This is a genomic window from Niastella yeongjuensis (genome assembly GCF_900110245.1).
In the GTDB taxonomy this organism is placed as follows: domain Bacteria; phylum Bacteroidota; class Bacteroidia; order Chitinophagales; family Chitinophagaceae; genus Niastella; species Niastella yeongjuensis.
The window spans coordinates 145,080-162,769 of sequence record NZ_FOCZ01000005.1; the positions used below are offsets into that span (position 1 = coordinate 145,080).

Below are 17,690 nucleotides of genomic sequence, written 5' to 3' on the forward strand. Positions count from 1 at the left end.
CTGTACTTGCTTTTATTGTTCATTAAAGTTTTTGCTGTTCACATCATCCGGATCGAGGGAGGCAGATACATAATTCTTTTTTCCAACCGCATACTGATACAGCGGTGGTAAAAAGAACAAGACACTGATGGTTGAAAACACCAGTCCGCCAATAACGGCAATCCCAAGCGGCGCCATCTGGTCTCCACTCTCGCCCAATCCTATTGCCATGGGCAGCATGCCGGCAATCATAGCGAGGCTGGTCATAAGAATGGGCCGCAGCCTGCTTTCCGCTGCCACCAGATAGGCAGTGCGAAGATCACCGGCCTTTCGCTGCACTTCTGCTGCGGTAATAAATAATACGGCATTGGCAATGGCAACGCCAATGGCCATAATGCAACCCATGTATGATTGTATGTTCAGCGTTTTGCCGGTCAACAGCAGGAATAATAAAGAACCTGCCACTACTGCCGGCACTACCGATAAGATGGTAACAGCCGTACGAAAGGACTGGAAATACACCGTCATCAATAAAAAGATGACCACCACTGCCACCAGCAGACCGAACTGCAAACTGCTCAATGTATTGTTCAATAGTTCAGGCTGGCCACGGGCTATTATTTTAGCGCCTTTGGGAACCGGTGCCTGTTTGATCAGCTCATTCACTTTCTTAAAAGCACTGCCCAGGTCGCGCCCCTGCACATTGGCCGTAATGGTAAGATAGCGTTGCTGGTTCAACCGGTCGTACTCGCCGGGTATGGTAGTGCGTTTCCAGCTGGCCACTTCGTTTAACAGGTGCAGATTCCCGTTATCAGCTGCTACCGGGATCATTTCCAATTGCGTGGTATTGTTCATCCGGTATTCAGGGTATTGCACCTGGATGATGTAAGCCGTGCCGGTTGTTTTATCGAGCCAGTAAGCCGGTGAGGTAAAACGGCTGGATGAAGTAGCGGCGGTGGTAGACTTTGTTATCTGGTCGGTTGTCAGGTTCAGCTGCGCCGCTTTCACCCGGTCTACATCAATTTTAATAGCGGGATAATTAAGCGGTGTCGCAATCTGTACATCCTTCAGATAAGGCACTGCAGCTAATTGCTCATACAACCAGTTAGCTGTCTTGCGGCCTTCTTCCAGGTTTTTATTGACCACCGCTATCTCGATGGGATTTGTTGTACCCAGGTTAAGCACCTGCTCCGACAAATCACCAGGTTCAAATGAAATCTTTGCTGCAGGTATTTCCTTTGCCACCGCAGCCCTGAGCTGGTCTTTGAATTTGTTCAATCCAATAACACCGGGCTTTAGTTTTATCCTGGTAACAGATTCATGGGGCCCGCCCGTCCACAAATGAATATAGTTAACCGGAAAACTGGAAGGCTGGGTACCCACAAAAGCAGAAGTGATCAGCACGTTTTCCGGACCGGCAATTTTATTCACCTCCGTTAATAATTGCCGGGTAGCATCTTCCGTTCTTTCCATGCGCGTTCCCACTGGTAACCGCAAACGCACCTGCGTTTGCCCGGTATCGCTGGCAGGAAATAATTCTGTACCGATAGTAGTGAACAACAAAATGACTGCGGCCACAGATACTGCTAAAAACAAAACAGACAGCACCCCGCCCCTGCCCTGCAGCTGACGGCCATATTGCGCATATTTATTTTTGAACCGGTTGAAGCGGCCGGAAGTTTTCTCCTTATTACTCAAATGATGTTTCATAAGCCAGTTCCCCATTACCGGCACAAAGGTTTGCGACAATAAAAAAGAGGCGATCATCGCAAACCCTACTGCCAGTGATAAAGGCAGGAACAAAGCGCGGGGCACACCATTCATAAACAGGGCGGGAACAAATACGGCCAGGATGCTTAACAGGATCAGCAATTTGGGAATGGCTATTTCTTTAGAAGCATCTGCAATGGCCCTTGCCTTGCTTTTACCCATTTCCATGTGCCGGTGAATATTCTCGATGGTCACTGTGGCTTCATCAACCAATATACCAACCGATAAGGCAAGTCCGCCCAGCGTCATGATATTGATGGTTTGACCGGTGAGGTACAAAAACGTGGCCGAGGCTAGCAACGCCAAAGGAATGGTCAATACCACAATCAGCGCGCCTCTTCTATCACCCAAAAACAACAACACCATTAAACCAGTGAGCAACGCTCCTAAACCGCCTTCAAACAACAAACTCTTAAGCGCATTGATCACGTACCCCGACTGATCAAATTCATACGACACTTTGATATCCTCCGGAATGGCGGCCTGCATATCGGGCAAAGCTGCTTTTACCCGCTGCACCACTTCCCAGGTACTGGCATCTGCCCTTTTGGTAACCGGTATATATACGGAACGCTTCCCATTCACCAGGGCATAACTGGTGGTTACATCACTGCCCAGCGACACGTTGCCAATATCTTTTACATACACCGCAGGGCCGCTGCCCAGTTGCAGGGGCATATTCTGCAGGTCCTGCAAATTCTCTATTACGCTGTTCTGCGGAGTTATATACGTACTATCACCTATGCGCACATTACCGGCCGGACTGATCGTATTTGTTTTTACCAACGACTGCACCACCTGGTCGGGTGTTACATGATAATTCCTGATCTTATCGGGATCAACGGTGATCAACACCGTTTTCTGGTTACCACCAAATGGCGGTGGCGCCGACACCCCGGGCAGCGTTGAGAACATAGGGCGCACCTTGAATAAAGCCAGGTCGGCAATCTCACCCAGCGAGCGGGTTTCGCTGCTAAATACCAGTTGACCAACCGGCACGCTGCCTGCATCGAAACGGGTAATAAAGGGCGGCACCGTGCCCGGCGGCATAAAAGCCCGCGAACGATTCACATAACCCACCACCTCGGCCATGGCCTGGCTCATATCTGTACCTTCGTTAAATTCGATCTTTATAAGGGCAGCTCCCTGGATAGATTTTGAATCAACATATTTTACGCCGGTGATATACAGAAAGTGATATTCATAATAAGAGGTAATAAAACCTTCCATCTGTTCCGGCGATAATCCGCCGTAAGGCTGGGCCACATATACAGTTGGCAAACCCAGCTTTGGGAAAATATCAACCTTTGTATTACGCACCGCCAGCCAGGAGAAAAACACGATGCCGATCACGGCTACCAGTATGGTGATGGGATGCCTTAATGCGGCTATAATTAATTTCATACGCTGTTATAGTTGGTCAGTAAATAGGGCCAGGTTTCCTTTGGCAATGGCAATCGACAACAACGACCGCCATAATTGCAATTGCGCGGTGGCGTTGCTCAATTCCGCTTTTGTTAATTCATATTGCGACTGGTACAACCGGGTATAATCAATTAATCCGGCTTCGTAACTAAGCTTCAACCCTTCGTATACATCGGTGGCAATCTGTAGTTGAACCGGCGTTTTTGCCGCAATTTTCGCATCCTGCCGGTACTGCAGGCCGGCGCTTTCTATTTGTTTGGAAATATCCAACCGCGCCTGGGCCAACCGGGCTTCATCGGATCGCAACAGAAACCGGTATTGTTTTTTCTTCAGATTGAACTGGCTGAATTGTAGAACCGGAAAGCTTATTTGCAAACCAATGCCGGCATTGGTTCTGGATAAACCCCAGCCTTCGCTTTTATTTACTATACCACTGGCATCAACACCTGAACCGCGGGCGTACAGGTTTCCCCAAAGATCCAATTGGGGCACCCAGGCGTGTTGTATTTCCCGCAAACCGGCGGCTGTTGTTTTCTTCTGTGCTTCGAGGTTCAACAAATACGGATGATTATTGAAGGCGGCCGAATCGGCAATGCTCAGGGATGGTTTCAGGGTGGAATCTGTCAGAACGAGGTTTTCTGCCGGTGCCTCCAAGCCGGTTAACCGGGTAAGTTCTTCGAGTTTTTGCAGGTATGTTTTTTCCGTTTGCAGGTAATCGATCTCGGTTTGAACGATCACCGACTGGAACTGCGCGGTATCTATTCCTGGTTTCAAGCCGTTTTTTGCCAGCACCAATGATTGTTCCAGGCTTACTTTGTACCGGCCTGTAACGGCTTCCGAGATCCGAAGCACCTGTTTCAGGTACAATGCTTCCAGGTATACATTAACGGCAGCGTATTGGTATTGAAATAACTGTTCGTTATAAGCGGCATTGGCCTGTTTATACTGGGCGGCCGCTTTTTCAATGGCCGCATTGCGCTGGCCAAACGTAAACGGATTCCATTTTACCAGGGCTCCCAGGGCAGTACCGGGAATAAAGTTCATTTCATTGGTGGCAGAAGGCGGCCCGCTGATGGGTAGCAAAAACCCGGGATAACTCATGCCCGTAATGTTGTTGAAAGTGGCCACGTTCACCTGGTAGCCGGCGGTAAGATCGGGTACCAGGCTGTTTTTCGCCAATGAGATATTTTCTTTTACAGCGGCTGCCTGCTGCCGGTACGCTTCCAGTTGCGGCAGGTTATGCGCTACCTTCTCCAGCGTTTCTTTAATGGACAATTTTGCCGGTTGCGCATTACCGGACACAACGAATAAACAAAAAACCACAAAAGACAGCATAGCATGAACTCGACGATTCGATTGGCCTGATGCAAACATGCTCGATTATATTTTGGTTGTCGGATGCAAAACTGTGGCAGGAACCTGTATAAATCCTGTATAAAACAACAATTGCGGACCAGGCAGCAATAGCCTGCATCCGCAATCATTCCCGCAAATATTAGGAATTAGTCCACCAATTTCATGGTATATTTGAAAATAGTATGGTATTTAACCATAAGTTTATATAGCGAATAGCTACCCCCTGTTTTTTGGGTGACAATTGTGGTTCCTTATCATTTGAGTTTAATGAGGTATGGACGTGGCAGCAAACTCCTTTAAAGTTACTGCCAATTAACCGCCAGGGATGGTATCTCTGAAAATAGCGTAGTATTATTGGGATGCCAGCCTGAATGACTGGGGCGTTTGGCCTGTTATGCGTTTAAAGTATTTTATGAAGTGAGAAGCGTCTATAAAATCAAGGGTACCTGCAATTTGTGAAACGGTGTTGTTGGTATACAACAGCAACCTTTTTGCTTCACTGGTAATGAATTCGGCCAGTACTTCGGCCGAAGCCTGGTCAACGGCCTTACGACAGGCAGCATTCAGATTCTGGGGCGTGGTATTCAATTGCCCTGCATAAAACTGCACAGAATTCTTTACCACCGTACCCGCCTGGTTTTCCGCACCTCTTTCCGGAATGGAGAGATCTTAAAGGACTCAGCTGGCTGGGTTTTATCTTTTATATCTATACCTGCAGGATTCATGGAATCGAAGATAACTGATTATTACGGATCATACTGATACACCTCTATCAATTTGATAGGATTTCATACCCCTTCCTGCAAAATATGTTCGGCTACCCAACCTATTATAACTACCTGATTGCAATTCATTTAGCAGCTATTTCAAATATTCACCCCACTACTGGTATCCTCTTTGTCAAATGCTGTTCACACAATTCAGGTTCTATGGAACAGCAAAATCGAAAGTTTACAATAAAAGACATCATCGCCATTGCATTCATCTGGCTATGGGTAGTGGCCATTGCTTACCTCGTGTACGTAAAATACAATGTATTACATCATAAATAAAATATAGCAACATGATCATTCTATTCCTGCTGGCCGGCCTGGCATGCTTTGGTATTTTTTTTAAATCGATCCAATTCTTTGAAAATGTATAACCCTTTAAAACCAACAACGACGGTATGATCTTCATCACATTCATTATTTCCGTACTGGTATTCATTTATCTCCTGTACGTGCTTATTAAACCGGAAAAATTCTAATAGCTAAACTTACTGAACATGAATACTGAAATGATTGGCATTATTGCCACATTCCTAATCACCCTGATATTGGCGTTCCCCCTGGGGAAATATATTGCCAAAGTTTTTAAGGGTGAGAGAACCGTTACTGATTTTTTACTTCCTTTTGAACGGCTCATCTATCGGTTTTGCGGTATCGATCCAAACAAAGAGATGAACTGGAAGCAACACATCATTGCATTGCTTTCGATAAATATGATCTGGTTTGTGTACGCGCTTTTCGTTTTGCTGTTCCAGGGCAACCTTCCACTTAATCCGGATGGCAACCCGAATATGACACCAGATCTTGCGTTCAATACCGACATCAGCTTTCTGGTAAACTGTAATCTGCAACACTACTCGGGTGAAACCGGCGCTACCTATCTCAGCCAGATGATAGTGATCACTTTTTTACAATTTGTAACTGCAGCAACAGGTATTGCGGCAGTAGTAGTGCTGTTCAGGGCATTTGCAGGAAAAACAACGGAGAAGCTGGGTAACTTTTTCGTATACTTTACTCAGACGCTCACCCGTATACTTATTCCACTGGCTATTGTTATTGCTACCCTGCTGGCATTCAATGGCACCCCTAACAGCTTTGCAGGTAAAGACAGCCTGGTAACTGTACAGGGCGATTCCGTTCAGGTATCAAGAGGTCCGGCAGCAGCCATGATTGCCATAAAACACCTGGGCACCAATGGCGGCGGCTGGTATGGCGCCAACAGTTGCCATCCGCTGGAGAACCCCAACTATTTCACCAACATGCTTGAAATGTTTGCACAGGTGGTATTACCCATTGCCCTGGTGTTTGCCATGGGTTTCTTTATTCAGCGCAGAAAACTGGCTTATGTCATTTTTGGGGTGATGACGCTTGGCATGCTCACCTTTATGATCCCGAATATTATTTCCGAAACAGCAGGCAACCCCGCCATTGCAAATATGCATATCGCCGATGCCGCAGCCATGGAAGGAAAAGAAGTGCGCTTGGGCGTTACCGCCTCGGCTTACTGGCAGGTGGTGACCACCATCATTTCTACCGGCTCAATCAACAGCATGCACGACAGCGCTATGCCTATGTCGGGCGCCATGATGTTGCTGGGCATGATGACCAACTGTTTTTACGGCGGTGTAGGCGTGGGTATTCTCAACTATTTTGTGTTCCTCATCATTGCCGTATTTATCTCGGGGTTAATGGTAGGAAGAACGCCAGAATTTATGGGAAGAAAGATAGAAGCGCGGGAAATGAAAATTGCCTCGTTGATCGCCTTGTTACATCCCTTCATCATACTCGCAGGCACGGCCCTTTCTTCCTACATACTGGTACACTTCCCCGATGCCGGCTGGGCGGTTAAACCATCCGCCTGGTTAAACAACCCGGGCAGTCATGGCTTTTCAGAAATGTTGTACGAATACACTTCTTCAGCCGCCAACAATGGCTCCGGCTTTGAAGGACTTTCAGACAACAACATCTTCTGGAATGTAAGCACCGGTTTTGTACTGATCCTGGGGAGGTACCTGCCAATCATTGGTCCGGTTGCCATAGCGGGTTTACAGGCCAGTAAGAAATATATACCCGAAGCCGGGGGCACCTTAAAAACAGATACGGCTACGTTTGGCATTATGACTTATGCTGTTATCATGATCGTGGCGGCACTGGCCTTTTTCCCTGCACTGACGTTAGGCCCCTTAGCTGAATTCTTCAATCTAAAATAATCCATTACCATGTCGAGCAATATAAAAAAGAATAAATTGTTTGAGGGCCCGCTGGTAGCAGCTGCCTTAAAACAATCATTTGTAAAATTAAATCCACGGGTGCTTTTCCGTAACCCGGTCATATTTACGGTTGAAGTTGGTACTGTCATCATGTTAATGGTAACGTTGTACTCAGCTGCTACCGGTGATAAAACACAGGGTTCTTTAGGGTATAACTTCGCCGTTTTCATCATCCTGTTACTGACCCTCCTGTTTGCCAACTTTGCGGAAGCTATTGCAGAAGCGAGGGGTAAAGCACAGGCAGACAGCCTGCGTAAAACAAGGGAAGAAACACCCGCCAAACTGATAGACAAGCTCAATAAAACAGCCGTCACCATCATTCCTTCCAAACAATTAAAAAAGGGTGATATTTTCCTTTGCGAAACAGGCGATATCATTCCCATTGACGGGGAAATAATAGAAGGGATTGCCACCATCGATGAATCAGCGATAACGGGAGAATCGGCCCCTGTTATCCGCGAATCAGGCGGCGATAAATCATCTGTGACCGGCGGCACTAAAGTATTAAGCGATAAGATCAAAGTTAAAGTTACTACAGCGCCCGGTGAAAGCTTTTTAGATAAAATGATCGCCCTTGTAGAAGGCGCTACCAGGCAAAAAACGCCCAATGAAATAGCTTTGACAATCCTGCTGGCAGGTTTTTCCCTGGTATTTGTACTGGTATGTGTAACATTGAAACCATTTGGTGATTATGCCAACACCCCCATCACCATCGCGGCTTTTATTTCCTTATTTGTTTGTTTAATACCAACGACCATTGGCGGTCTATTGAATGCCATAGGCATTGCCGGTATGGACAGGGCACTAAGGGCCAATGTGATTACCAAGAGTGGCAAAGCCGTTGAAACCGCAGGCGACCTGGATACCCTGTTGCTCGATAAAACCGGCACCATTACCATAGGAAACAGAAAAGCCACTAACTTTTATCCTGCGCCTAATATCGATAAAGATGCGTTTATTGAAGCCTGTGTATTGGCGTCGCAGGCCGATGAAACCCCTGAAGGAAAATCAATTATTGAACTGGCCAATTTGAATACCAGGTTGTTGCCAACGGAGGGCGCCCAATTCATTGCCTTTACTGCCGAAACCAGAAGCAGCGGGATTGACCTGCCATCGGGCAGAAAGATCCGCAAGGGGGCTTTTGATTCCATTCAAAAAATAGTAACACAAGCCGGCAATACCGTACCTGAAGAAACCACCCAACGGGTAAAGGCAATCGCCTCCAATGGCGGCACGCCACTGGTTGTTTGCCAGGATAATCAGGTAGTGGGTGTAATTGAATTGCAGGACATCATTAAACCAGGCATACAGGAACGTTTTCAGCGCCTTCGGAAAATGGGCGTAAAAACGGTTATGGTTACCGGTGATAACCCGCTCACGGCAAAATACATTGCCGAAAAAGCAGGGGTAGACGATTTCATTGCCGAAGCCAAACCCGAGGATAAGATGAACTATATAAAACAGGAACAGCAGGCAGGCAAACTGGTAGCCATGATGGGCGATGGTACCAACGACGCCCCTGCCCTGGCGCAGGCCGATGTGGGCGTAGCCATGAATAGTGGTACGCAGGCAGCTAAAGAAGCAGGCAACATGGTTGACCTCGACAATGACCCCACCAAACTCATCGAGATAGTAGAAATAGGCAAACAATTATTAATGACAAGGGGAACGCTTACCACGTTTTCAATTGCCAATGACATAGCAAAATACTTCGCCATTGTTCCGGCCCTCTTTATAACAACCATACCCGCTTTACAGGTATTGAACGTTATGCACCTTAAAACGCCTGAAAGTGCCATTCTTAGCGCCGTGATCTTTAATGCACTGATCATTCCGGCACTGATACCACTGGCATTACGGGGCGTTACCTACAAGCCTATTGGCGCCAGCGCCCTGTTAAGAAGAAATCTGCTCATCTATGGATTGGGTGGCATACTGGTCCCCTTCCTCGGCATAAAGCTCATTGATATGGTATTAGGATTATTTATGTAATGACAAACTGATCATAATGAAAAAATACTTTCTGCCTTCGTTAAAACTAACGCTGGTAACAATTATTCTCTGTTCCATATGTTATCCATTATTGATCGCCCTTATTGCCAAACTGGCCCCGGGCAGGGGCGATGGTGAAAAAGTAATGGTAAATGGTAAAGTAGTAGGCTACGCAAACGTAGGCCAGCGATTCTCCGATGACAAGTACTTTTGGGGCCGGCCATCAGCCGTAGATTATAATTCAGCAGGCTCCGGAGGTTCCAATAAAGGCCCATCCAACGCAGATTACCTGAAAACCGTTGCTGACAGAATTGACAGTTTCCTGGTACATAACCCCCAGGTAAAAAAAGAAGAAATACCCGCCGAACTGGTAACGGCTTCGGGTAGTGGCCTCGACCCACATATTTCACCCAAATCAGCCAGGGTACAGATAAAAAGAATTGCAGCCATAAGAAAACTGAACGAAGATCAACTGGTAACACTGGTGCAGCAATACACCGAGAAACCATTACTGGGCTTACTGGGCCCTGAAAAAATAAATGTACTTAAACTAAACATTGCTTTAGACAATTTAAAATAAAGAAGACAACTATGAAATATATTGTATTAGGCATTACGCTATTCACCGGTGCGGGCGCCATGGCGCAGGACACGTTGCCCGCGAAAATGGGAAATCTGGATATCAGCGGTTACTTTGAAGGATATTACTCTTACGACTTCAATAAGCCCGTTAACAATACCAAACCAGGTTTTATTTACAGCCACAGCCGCAATAATGAAATAAACCTGAACCTGGGAATGATAAAAGCAGCCTACACCAATGACAGGTTAAGGGCTAATCTTTCGCTGGCCACCGGCACGTATATGAACGCTAATTATGCTGCAGAACCTGGTGTATTGAAAAACATCTATGAAGCAAATGCAGGTGTAAAACTTTCCGCCAAAAGCAATCTTTGGCTGGATGCAGGTATCCTCCCTTCTCATATAGGCTGGGAAAGCGCGATCGGTAAAGACTGCCCTACCCTGAGCCGAAGCCTGGCGGCAGAGAACTCCCCTTATTTTGAAACAGGTGTGAAACTCGGTTATACGTCCAGGAACGAAAAGTGGTACCTGAGTGCCCTGGTATTGAATGGATGGCAACGCATTCAGCGGGTAGATGGAAATACCACACCGGCATTTGGCACACAGGTTACATTTAAACCCAACTCAACTGTAACCCTCAATAGCAGCACGTTCATAGGGAACGACAAGCCCGACAGTGTTCGACAAATGCGTTATTTCCACGACTTATACGGCATTTTTCAAGCCGGCACAAAATGGACCATCGTGGCAGGCTTTGATCTGGGCGCCGAACAAAAAGCAAAAGGCGCTTCTGACATGAACACCTGGTATACCCCGGTATTGATCGTAAAATATACGCCAGTCACCAAATTAAGCATGGCAGCAAGAGGGGAATACTACAACGATGAGCATGGCGTGATCATTGCCACCGGTACACCCAATGGCTTTAAAACATGGGGCTACTCAGCCAATATCGATTACAATATCATGGGCAAAGCCATGTGGCGGCTGGAAGTGCGGAATTTGAACAGCAAGGACCTGATCTTTACAGACCCCGATACTAAAGGGACACGTAATAACCTGGCAATAACAACTGCCCTGACTATCGGGTTTTAACAAGCAAACACCATCCTTCACCATAGTTCCCGGAACTTCCGTACAATACGCGAACCCGGGAACTTCCCTGTTTATACAGGCTATTGTATCTTTGCAAGTAATGGTAACCACAATTAAAACCAAGCTCTTTATTGGATTGGTGTTCCTGTTTATTGTGATCATCTGCTTCGGGGTATTAGGCATTTTTTACGTTAAGCGATTGAGCAGCGACGCCGGAATGATCCTGAAAGACAACCACATCAGCGTGGAATTTTGTAATTACATGTTTAAAGCATTAAATGAGCTGCCGGGCGACACCACCCAGTTAGCCATCTTTGACAAAAACCTGCGGTTACAGGAACATAACATCACCGAACCGGGAGAATTTGAAGCAACCGCCGACGTACGCGCCCTGTTTGATGAATTGAGAAAAGACCCCGCGGCATTCACCGCATATAAAGAGCTTCGCAAAGATATTTTCAAGGTCATAGATGTAAACCAGGCAGCAATCATTCATAAAAATCTGATTGCAGCCAATACCGCATCCCAGGCTACGTTATGGCTTACGATCATCGTAAGCATATTAAGCCTGGCAGCATTTGCATTCATCCTGAACTTCCCATCTGTGCTTTCAAGACCTATTCATTTACTCACCGAAGGGATCCAGGAAATTGCAAAAAAGAATTACAGCAAACGCATACACCTTGACCAGAAAAATGAATTTGGCATACTGGCCAATACATTTAATGCCATGGCCCAAAAACTGGATGAGTATGAACACAGTAACTTAGCCGAAATAAGACTGGAAAAAAGCCGGATAGAAGCCATTATAAACAAAATGAATAATGGCATTATCGGGCTTAATGAAAAAAGGCAGATATTGTTCTTTAACTCCGAAGCTGAAAAACTTTTTGGCTTAAAGGAAAAAGACATTACCGGCAAATACGCATCTGATATTGCCTTGCAGAATGACCTGCTTAGAACAGTACTGCAAAGCGGGGAAAAGAAAACGCTAAAAATTTATCTCGATAATAAGGAAGGATATTTTGAGCAGGAGTCCATTGTTATACAAACCGATAATGGTGTAGGCGGACAGGTGATCATGTTAAAGAACATCACTCCGTTTAAAGAGCTGGATGCAGCAAAAACAAACTTTATTGCCACTATTTCACACGAGTTGAAAACACCTCTATTCGCTATTAAAATGAGCACGCAACTGCTCGACGATAAAAGGATCGGGGAATTAAATACAGATCAACGGGAAATTCTGGAAAGTCTTAAAAAGAACACCGAACGGTTACTAAAAATAACCGGGGAATTGTTAAATCTGTCTCAGGTCGAATCTGGAAGGATCCAGCTTCAAAAAGAAGCCACCCAGCCGGCAATGATCGTAGAACGCGCTTTGCAGGCTGTACAGCAGCTGGCGGCGCAATCACAGGTACAATTGAAGCAAAACGTTGGAACTAATTTACCAGCTATTAATATCGATGAAGAAAAAACAACCTGGGTACTTATTAACCTGCTCAGCAATGCCATTAAGTATTCCAGTGAAAATGGATCGGTAGAAATAAAAGCCGAAAAAATAAATAACCAGTTAATTTTCTCTGTTGCTGATAGAGGGAAAGGCATCCATGCGCAATATGTAACCCATGTATTTGATAAATACTTCAAGGTACCCGGCTCAAATGAAAGTACCAGCACGGGGCTTGGCCTCTCTATCTCAAAAGAATTTATTGAAGCGCAGGGCGGCAGCATTTGGGTAAAAAGCGAATATGGTTCAGGAAGTACATTCGGGTTCAACTTTCTGTTGAACAGTTGAGAAAAAATAAAAAATATGAGTATTGCAAACGTTTTGATCATAGAAGACGAAGTAGATGTAAGGCAACTGTTAAAACGTGTGCTTTCGTTGGAAGGGTTTATTATTTATGAAGCCGCCAACTGTAAGGCAGCCTTGCAGATGCTTGAAAAAGAAACCGTCGATGTAGTGTTATGTGATGTTAAACTGCCCGATGGCAATGGCGTTGATCTTATTCCCCGGGTTAAAGCCCTTCATCCGTATATCGAGATCATTATGCTTACCGCCTACGGGAATATCCCCGATAGCGTACAGGCCATTAAAAACGGAGCATTCGATTATATTACCAAGGCAAATGACAACGACAGGATCTTACCATTGCTGTATCGTGCATTAGAGAAAAGCAAGCTGGAAAAAAGGGTGGCAATATTGGAGCAACAGGCCGCCAGCCGCTATGCCAACTTCGACAGCGTCATAGGCAAATCACAGGGAATAAGAGAAGCCAAAACACTGGCCCAGATGGCTGCACCCACCGATGCCCCCGTTTTGTTATTAGGCGAAACCGGTACTGGCAAGGAAGTGTTTGCCCAGGCTATCCACGCAACCAGTAAACGGAATACAAAAACCTTTCTGGGTCTCAACTGCAGCGCATTTAGTAAAGAATTACTGGAGAACGAACTCTTTGGACATAAAGCAGGCGCCTTTACCGGCGCCATAAAAGAAAAGAAAGGCCTGATTGAAGAGGCTAATGAAGGCACCCTGTTTCTTGATGAAATAGGCGAAATGCCGCTTGAACTGCAGGCTAAGCTGTTACGCATACTCGAAACAAATACCTTTATAAAAATTGGCGACACCAAACAAATAAAGGTGAACATCCGCATCATTGCCGCCACCAATAAAGACCTGCAACAGGAAATAAGAGAAGGACGTTTTCGCGGCGATCTGTTCTATCGCCTCAACCTTGTTACCATAACCTTACCAGCCTTAAGAGAAAGACAGGAAGACATTCCCCTGCTGGCAGCGTTCTTTGTAAAAAAGATCACCCAAAGCGCCTATCAGCATGTAAAAGGAATGACGAACGCTTTTGTTGAAAGACTGCAAAAACATGACTGGCGCGGGAACATTCGCGAATTAAGGAATGTTATCGAACGCTCTTTGATCGTTTGCCAGGGCGATACGCTGACCGTTGAACATATGCCCATAGAATGGCAATACAATACATTCAATACAAAATCTATATCTGCATTTGACCTTGCCAGTGTAGAATATCTTCATATTCAACGGGTGTTGCAATACGCCAAAGGAAACAAATCACAAGCAGCCAAACTGCTCAATATCGGGATCGCTACCTTATACAGAAAAATTGAAGAATATAAAATCGACACCTGATCTACAGTCAGGCATTTGTATACATTAATCTGTAAACAGCTTTATACTCCTTCCTGCCAAATTTCAATTTGAATATTGTAGCCAATATCGAAGTACTTAACTATTTTTTTTGAAAAGAAGCTTTGCGGGAGGTCGGCATCTTCCATGGCCGGAAGAATTTCAAAGTAATGCTCATCCGACTTTATTACCTTGAAAAAGCTGTCCGCTTTTTGTGCACTGGGATAGAGATATCTTATTTTATCTCCGCTATTAACTCGTTGTGATGATGTAAGGGATTTCCACATAGGTACTGATTTTTTCGAATGATACTGGATTATTATTCAGCGTAATGTGCAAAAATGACGCCAAATAAAAAAAATAAGTGTAAGCCTGTAGTTTTATTCCCTCATCCGAGGTCCGAATTTTATATTTGCGGAAGATGAAATATCTTTTTACCAGCTTTTTTCTCTGTTGTTTTGTATTTGCCTCAAAGGCCCAGCATACATTAAAACTTACAGTTACCAGCAATGATCATGAGCGGCTCGCCGGGGCTACCGTTGCCTGGAAAGAACAAAACAGGGCCGTACAAACCGATTCTACAGGCAATATTGTATTTATAAATATACCAGCCGGGGTACATACATTTGTTATCACCCATATAGGTTTTGAAGAAAAAATAATTACAGTGACTTTTCCGCTTACCGGACCGGATAACATGGATATAGTCCTGGAACCGGCCACGGAAGAAACAGCGGACGAAGTAATAGTTACAGCTACCCGTACCAGCCGCACCATTAGCAACCTGCCAACCCGCACAGAGGTGATCTCAGGAGAAGAGCTGGCTGAAAAAGGCAATATGAAGCCGGGTGATATACGAATGATGCTCAATGAAAGCACGGGTATACAAACACAGCAAACATCTGCCACCTCCTACAGTTCAGGTATTCGTATTCAGGGACTGGATGGCCGATACACACAAATACTGCGGGATGGTTATCCGCTGTACGCCGGCTTCTCCAGCGGTCTGTCTCTATTACAGATCTCCCCACTCGACCTGAAGCAGGTGGAGGTTATTAAAGGATCTGCTTCCACCCTCTACGGTGGTGGTGCTATTGCCGGACTCGTAAATCTGGTTTCTAAAACGCCGGGTGAAAAACGGGAGCTGGACTTTATGGCAAATGGCACTTCGGCCAAAGGGCTCGACCTGAGTGCCTTTTACAGCGAACTGTATGGAAAGATGGGCCTTACGGTATTTGGCTCCCGCAATAGCAACGCCCCTTTTGATCCCGCCGGTATTGGCCTTACAGCTATTCCAAAATTTGAACGCTATACCATCAACCCACGTCTTTTCTTATATGGGAAGAAAACAACAGCCGACGCAGGTGTTAGTTATGTTACAGAAGACAGAATGGGCGGCAACATGAATTACATCAAACATGGTGGCACCGGTTACTTTGAACAAAACAATACAGATCGCCTCACGGCACAACTGGGCATAGTACACCACCTCAATGAAAACAATACCATACAGCTAAAAACCAGTTACAGCCGTTTCGACAGGGTGATCAACATCCCCACCTACACATTTGACGCCTTGCAGCAATCTTCATTTACTGAATTAACCTGGAACAGGAAAGGATTGAAAACTGACTGGGTTATTGGCGGTAATATGCTTACAGATGACCTGAATGAAAGGCAACAGTCAACAGACCCATTGCGTAACTATCATTATAATACCATTGGCCTGTTTATACAAAACACCTGGTCGCTCAACAAACAGCTTGTCATAGAATCTGGCTTACGTGGCGATCATGTAAATGATTATGGATTTGAGTTGCTGCCCAGGGTATCTGTCATGTATAAGGTCAGCCCGGCTTTTACTACGCGGCTGGGTGGCGGCCTTGGTTATAAAACCCCAACGATCTTTACTGAGGAGGCCGAGCGGTTACAATTTCAGCACATCCTGCCTATTGCCGTTAACAATACCAATAATGAACGTTCTGCCGGCGGCAACTGGGACCTGAATTACCGTACCCATTTTGGCGAATTGGGTGTAAGTTTGAACAACCTGTTTTTCTATACGAAACTGAACAGACCGTTGGTATTGACAGATGCGGGGAATGGTAAAATGGCTTTTGACAATGCAAGCGGGTATATAGACACCAAAGGCATAGAAACAAATGTGCGGTTCACATATGCAGATTTTAAACTGTTCATTGGTTATACATATACCGATGCCAATACGCATTTCAATGAAAAGCAATGGCTGCCATTAACGGCCAGACACCGGCTCAATAACGTGCTGATGTATGAAGTGGAAGACAAATGGAAAATAGGTTTGGAAGCCTATTATTACAGTCGCCAGCAATTAAGCGACGGAAGCTTTGGCCAATCATATTGGGTAACCGGTTTGATGGCTGAAAAACTCTGGGAGCACGTTTCCATATTCATAAACTTTGAGAATTTCTCCAATACCCGCCAAACGAAATTCGATACGATATATACGGGTTCTATAGACAATCCGGTATTCAAGGATATTTATGCGCCTTTGGACGGGTTTGTAGTAAATGGCGGCATCAAAATAAAATTATAACTTCAGCAACAGGAACCCGGCCACACTGCCCAATAAAATAATGTAGAAAGAACTGATCTTTTTAAACACCAGCGTAAGCCCCAGGCAAGAGGCCAGGATCAATGTACCCCGCCAGTCTGAAACAGTTTCTACTAAAAGATGCCACCCAACCACAGCGATGATAGAAACAGAAGCGGCGCTCAGTCCATCGAGAAACACCCGCAGGCGCTGGTTCTTGCGGGCTGATGATACAACCCGGTGCAAAAAGAAAGAGATAAAGAAGGAAGGTAAAAAGATGCCCATACAGGATCGCACCAATCTTCAGAAAAATTAAAAACAGCTTTTGATTTTGAAACCGGGTATCTATCTGTAAAAGCAAAGGCGCATACAACAAGCCGGAGAATACTGCGAGCTTTTCTTTACCTATACTAATTCCATAATTAATCAGTCCAGCGGTTATAATCAACAACACTTCGTTTATGCCTGCCAGCGAAGCCACGAATACAACCAGGCAAAGAATGGTCAGCGCTATTTTATTTTTTAAGGTAGAAGCGGCCAGCCGGCATACGGTGGCAATCACCTGCGCCGTGGTGGCCGGGCGCAGTCCGAAAATAAAATCCTGTACATCGGGCAGTGTGCTGTATTTCTGATAAAAGAACCCAAAGTTGCAATTTATAAAAAAGCGGTCCGCCGGGGCGGACCGCTCCAATCCTTTGTGAGGACAATATGTGCCTTAT

Annotated in this window: 14 protein-coding genes and 1 pseudogene; 9 read left to right on the forward strand and 6 right to left on the reverse strand. The window is 45.5% G+C overall.

What is annotated here, in order from left to right:
- Window positions 1-12 precede the first annotated feature (12 nt).
- From BMX95_RS14705 to BMX95_RS14715, 3 genes are all read right to left on the reverse strand, one after another.
- Entirely contained in the window at window positions 13-3,153 is a 3,141-nt protein-coding gene (locus BMX95_RS14705; RefSeq protein WP_081203204.1) for an efflux RND transporter permease subunit, read from the reverse strand.
- Window positions 3,154-3,159: 6 nt separating this feature from the next.
- The gene (locus BMX95_RS14710; RefSeq protein ID WP_165759053.1) at window positions 3,160-4,449 is read right to left on the reverse strand and encodes a TolC family protein; all 1,290 of its coding nucleotides are present in this window, start codon (window positions 4,447-4,449) and stop codon (window positions 3,160-3,162) included.
- Window positions 4,450-4,881: 432 nt separating this feature from the next.
- Window positions 4,882-5,154: a helix-turn-helix domain-containing protein gene (locus tag BMX95_RS14715; RefSeq protein WP_242673219.1), complete on the reverse strand. Its 273-nt coding sequence runs from the start codon at window positions 5,152-5,154 to the stop codon at window positions 4,882-4,884.
- Window positions 5,155-5,459: 305 nt separating this feature from the next.
- Between BMX95_RS14715 and BMX95_RS35680 the strand changes: the two genes are divergently transcribed.
- The 8 genes from BMX95_RS35680 to BMX95_RS14755 all read left to right on the forward strand — a co-directional run bounded on the left by BMX95_RS35680 (window position 5,460) and on the right by BMX95_RS14755 (window position 14,402).
- Entirely contained in the window at window positions 5,460-5,582 is a 123-nt protein-coding gene (locus BMX95_RS35680; RefSeq protein WP_262493616.1) for a hypothetical protein, read from the forward strand.
- Between the two features lie 116 nt (window positions 5,583-5,698).
- Entirely contained in the window at window positions 5,699-5,779 is an 81-nt protein-coding gene (gene kdpF, locus BMX95_RS35845; RefSeq protein WP_081203207.1) for a K(+)-transporting ATPase subunit F, read from the forward strand.
- 18 nt (window positions 5,780-5,797) lie between these two features.
- Window positions 5,798-7,510 (forward strand): potassium-transporting ATPase subunit KdpA, encoded by a 1,713-nt coding sequence (gene kdpA / locus BMX95_RS14730; protein WP_081203208.1) that lies wholly within the window; start codon window positions 5,798-5,800, stop codon window positions 7,508-7,510.
- Between the two features lie 9 nt (window positions 7,511-7,519).
- Window positions 7,520-9,562, forward strand: coding sequence for a potassium-transporting ATPase subunit KdpB (gene kdpB, locus BMX95_RS14735; protein WP_081203209.1), 2,043 nt, complete (start codon window positions 7,520-7,522; stop codon window positions 9,560-9,562).
- A gap of 16 nt (window positions 9,563-9,578) precedes the next feature.
- Window positions 9,579-10,142, forward strand: coding sequence for a K(+)-transporting ATPase subunit C (locus BMX95_RS14740; RefSeq protein WP_081203210.1), 564 nt, complete (start codon window positions 9,579-9,581; stop codon window positions 10,140-10,142).
- 11 nt (window positions 10,143-10,153) lie between these two features.
- Complete coding sequence (locus tag BMX95_RS14745) at window positions 10,154-11,239, forward strand: porin (protein ID WP_081203211.1); 1,086 nt, start codon at window positions 10,154-10,156, stop codon at window positions 11,237-11,239.
- A 100-nt stretch (window positions 11,240-11,339) separates the two neighbouring features.
- Complete coding sequence (locus BMX95_RS14750) at window positions 11,340-13,037, forward strand: HAMP domain-containing sensor histidine kinase (RefSeq protein WP_081203212.1); 1,698 nt, start codon at window positions 11,340-11,342, stop codon at window positions 13,035-13,037.
- Window positions 13,038-13,052: 15 nt separating this feature from the next.
- On the forward strand, window positions 13,053-14,402 hold the full coding sequence (locus BMX95_RS14755) for a sigma-54-dependent transcriptional regulator (RefSeq protein WP_207631694.1): 1,350 nt from the start codon (window positions 13,053-13,055) through the stop codon (window positions 14,400-14,402).
- A 41-nt stretch (window positions 14,403-14,443) separates the two neighbouring features.
- Here BMX95_RS14755 and BMX95_RS14760 read toward each other — a convergent pair whose 3' ends face one another.
- Window positions 14,444-14,686, reverse strand: a complete 243-nt coding sequence (locus BMX95_RS14760) for a hypothetical protein (protein WP_081203213.1) — start codon at window positions 14,684-14,686, stop codon at window positions 14,444-14,446.
- Between the two features lie 134 nt (window positions 14,687-14,820).
- Between BMX95_RS14760 and BMX95_RS14765 the strand changes: the two genes are divergently transcribed.
- Window positions 14,821-16,974 carry a TonB-dependent receptor gene (locus BMX95_RS14765; protein ID WP_081203214.1) on the forward strand — a complete coding sequence of 718 codons (2,154 nt, stop codon included), beginning with the start codon at window positions 14,821-14,823 and terminating at the stop codon, window positions 16,972-16,974.
- Here BMX95_RS14765 and BMX95_RS35500 read toward each other — a convergent pair.
- Both BMX95_RS35500 and BMX95_RS35760 read right to left on the reverse strand, forming a co-directional pair.
- Window positions 16,969-17,256 carry a chromate transporter gene (locus BMX95_RS35500; RefSeq protein WP_242673220.1) on the reverse strand — a complete coding sequence of 96 codons (288 nt, stop codon included), beginning with the start codon at window positions 17,254-17,256 and terminating at the stop codon, window positions 16,969-16,971. The genes BMX95_RS14765 and BMX95_RS35500 overlap by 6 nt on opposite strands.
- A gap of 199 nt (window positions 17,257-17,455) precedes the next feature.
- Window positions 17,456-17,662: pseudogene (locus BMX95_RS35760) on the reverse strand (hypothetical protein); the annotation flags it as partial.
- Window positions 17,663-17,690 lie beyond the last annotated feature (28 nt).

Bases quoted from the DNA above. Each gene is read 5' to 3' on its own strand.
- kdpA (WP_081203208.1), top strand. From the start codon at position 5,798: ATGAATACTGAAATGATTGGCATTATTGCCACATTCCTAATCACCCTG.
- BMX95_RS14745 (WP_081203211.1), top strand. From the start codon at position 10,154: ATGAAATATATTGTATTAGGCATTACGCTATTCACCGGTGCGGGCGCC.
- BMX95_RS14760 (WP_081203213.1), bottom strand. From the start codon at position 14,686: ATGTGGAAATCCCTTACATCATCACAACGAGTTAATAGCGGAGATAAA.
- BMX95_RS14740 (WP_081203210.1), top strand. From the start codon at position 9,579: ATGAAAAAATACTTTCTGCCTTCGTTAAAACTAACGCTGGTAACAATT.
- BMX95_RS14705 (WP_081203204.1), bottom strand. From the start codon at position 3,153: ATGAAATTAATTATAGCCGCATTAAGGCATCCCATCACCATACTGGTA.
- BMX95_RS14765 (WP_081203214.1), top strand. From the start codon at position 14,821: ATGAAATATCTTTTTACCAGCTTTTTTCTCTGTTGTTTTGTATTTGCC.
- BMX95_RS14750 (WP_081203212.1), top strand. From the start codon at position 11,340: ATGGTAACCACAATTAAAACCAAGCTCTTTATTGGATTGGTGTTCCTG.
- kdpB (WP_081203209.1), top strand. From the start codon at position 7,520: ATGTCGAGCAATATAAAAAAGAATAAATTGTTTGAGGGCCCGCTGGTA.
- BMX95_RS35500 (WP_242673220.1), bottom strand. From the start codon at position 17,256: ATGGGCATCTTTTTACCTTCCTTCTTTATCTCTTTCTTTTTGCACCGG.
- kdpF (WP_081203207.1), top strand. From the start codon at position 5,699: ATGATCTTCATCACATTCATTATTTCCGTACTGGTATTCATTTATCTC.
- BMX95_RS14755 (WP_207631694.1), top strand. From the start codon at position 13,053: ATGAGTATTGCAAACGTTTTGATCATAGAAGACGAAGTAGATGTAAGG.
- BMX95_RS35680 (WP_262493616.1), top strand. From the start codon at position 5,460: ATGGAACAGCAAAATCGAAAGTTTACAATAAAAGACATCATCGCCATT.